2 protein-coding genes are annotated in these 2,509 nt (G+C 47.7%); one reads left to right on the forward strand and one right to left on the reverse strand.

The window, feature by feature from the left end:
- Positions 1-1,778 (reverse strand): S9 family peptidase (locus tag VIM87_RS24060; RefSeq protein ID WP_331999475.1); only part of this gene is annotated, 1,778 nt, incomplete at its 3' end.
- 249 nt (positions 1,779-2,027) lie between these two features.
- Between VIM87_RS24060 and VIM87_RS24065 the strand changes: the two genes are divergently transcribed.
- On the forward strand, positions 2,028-2,273 hold the full coding sequence (locus tag VIM87_RS24065) for a hypothetical protein (RefSeq protein ID WP_217606284.1): 246 nt from the start codon (positions 2,028-2,030) through the stop codon (positions 2,271-2,273).
- Positions 2,274-2,509 lie beyond the last annotated feature (236 nt).

A 2,509-nucleotide genomic window follows, 5' to 3' on the forward strand; every position in this document is an offset into this window, starting at 1 on the left:
CCGCTCCAGCCCCATACGGCTACGCGGGAAGTATCCATATAAGGGCGCTTCAGCAGCTCGGTAGCAGCCATGGCCTGGTCGCGGGAGTTAATGAGGCCTACCTTGCGGTAAATACATTTACGCCACTCGCTGCCTTTGGGCAAGGGAGTGCCGCGGTTATCCATAGAAACGTAGATGTAACCATCATCTGCCATATCCCCGTTGTACAGCGGGTTACGGCCGGCTCCAAATTCATCTTTTGCAGTTGCGCCGGCAGGTTCGCCATACACATAGAACACTACCGGGTATTTTTTGGTGGAATCAAAGCTGTTGGGCTTACGCATCCAGCCATCCATAGTTACCCCATCTGCCGTGGTAACGGAGAAGAACTCCACCTGTTTATTGGCAGCAGGCAGCTTGGTTTTGATCTCTGCAGAAAGGTTATTCCCATTGCTTTTATGATCCGGCAGGTGCACAATTTCAGAGTAGGGGTAAAAATAATTGTTGGAGAACTGGTGTACGGCATATTGTCCGTCCGGCGATATTTCGTACGAGTGCGTGCCCGGCTGGTCTTCCGGTGTAACGCGCTGTGGCTGGCCTTTTCCGTCAAGCGCTACTTTGTACAGGTATTGCTGGGTAGCCACTTTGGGCGATGCCAGTATGTAGATCAGCTTATGCGCTTCATCTACTTTAGGAATGCCGATCACATCATAGTTACCGGGTGTAAGCAGGGTTTCTTTGCCGCCTTTCAGCTCAATGCTGTACAGGTGGCGCCAGCCGTCCTTTTCACTTACCCATACAAAGGCGCTGCCGTTCTTTATCCAGTCCCAGCCTGTAATATCATCATCGTCCCAGCGGGATTTTACGTCTATCCAGGCTTTATCGCTTTCTTCAAACAGCGTTTGTGCTACACCGGTAGCCGCGTTGCATAAGATCAGCTTACTCTGGTTCTGCTTGCGGTTCAGCTGCTGAAGGATGATCTCGTTCTTACCCGGCACCCATTCCATGCGGGGAATGTAGTGCTGCTGCGCATCGCCGGGTACCTGCAGCCAGGTGGTTTTTGCGGTATTAATATCTACCACGCCTACACGGCAGGCAGAAGGGCTCTCCCCTGCCTTGGGATATTCTACCGGCACTGTAAAAGAGTAAATAGAATCCGTATTATCTATCATCAGGAAGTCGCGGATCTTGGTGGCGTCTATTTGCCAGTAGGCAATGGAGCGGCCATCGGGGCTCCAGCGGAAACCATCGCGGCAGCCAAATTCCTCCTCATAGGCCCAGTCGAACGTACCGTTTATAAAACGGCGGGTGCCATCATTTGTGAGGGGTTTTACCTCACCTGTGGCAAGTTCTTCCACATAAAGGTTATGTTCGCTTACATAGGCTACTTTGGAGGCGTCCGGAGAAAACTTGGCAAACATCAGGGACGATGCCGGCCTTCCCTTTCCTAACTGTTTGAGCTGCTTTGTGTTAATATCCAGCACCCAGTAATCGCCCCGGGTCTGGTAACGCCATACGCGTTTGGAATTGGTGTAGATCAGTAATTTTTGCTCATCGGCCGAAAAAATAAAATCTTTTATTTCCAGGGGCTGGGCAGCTCCCTGCGGGGTAAGCTGGGCGGCCGGTATGGTTACCTGGGTTTGCCCGTCTTTTAAGCCGGTGGCTATAATAGCTGCATTTTCAACACTATAAACCGCCTGTCCGTTCCGGCTCCATTTGGTACTTTTTCCCGGTTGGGCCTGTGAGGCCAGCTGCAGCAGGCAGCAGCAAAGCAATAAACAATAACGTAATGGTTGCATTTGTTCTGGTTATATAAAAACGGCAAGATAATTGTTTTTAGGGCTTATCGAAAATATAAAGGATACCGTACACACCGACTGAACAATATGACGTTACCATTGTAATAGATTAGCCACCATATCGTTATGTGGATAATTTTTCCTGTGGAAAACGTGTTTATATTTTTTTATATAGATTCTTTTCATACATTTAGGAAATAATATATTTAGTAGGCGGACAAGTAACTATCCTTTGAAAAACAATAATTTATGGTTCAGATAAGCTATTCCTATAAAAACCGGGAATTCCTGCAACTTGAAGATGCGCTGTTAAACCAATTAGCCCAGACGGGCAAGACCTTACTTTACGCTTTACTGGAACCCATGCAGGATGCCCTGCTGCGGGAAAATGGAAAGATCCGTATTAACCTGGATCAGCATCCTAAAATAGAGCTGGTAGGTTTTAGCATGAATGTGAAGGAACAAATAGAAATGACCCTGCGGGGCGAAGCATAATTAATGATGTGCACATGTGCAAATATGCAGATGTGCAGATGAATGACCGAAGCGTACGCCTATCCTTATTTGCATATCTGCATATTTGCACATCTGCACATTCCCCCAGTTATTCGTACATAAGAAACTGCGTATTTCCACAGCGCTGCTTTCGGAATCTACTGCATTTACAAACTTTGTAAACCTTTTATTTTCCCCCGTTGTTTATACTGTAACGGCCATGCATAACATAGCGC

The sequence above is a fragment of the Chitinophaga sp. genome (genome assembly GCF_036569125.1).
Classification (GTDB): domain Bacteria; phylum Bacteroidota; class Bacteroidia; order Chitinophagales; family Chitinophagaceae; genus Chitinophaga.

Coding starts and splice junctions, on each gene's coding strand:
- VIM87_RS24065 (WP_217606284.1), top strand. CDS start 2,028: ATGGTTCAGATAAGCTATTCCTATAAAAACCGGGAATTCCTGCAACTT.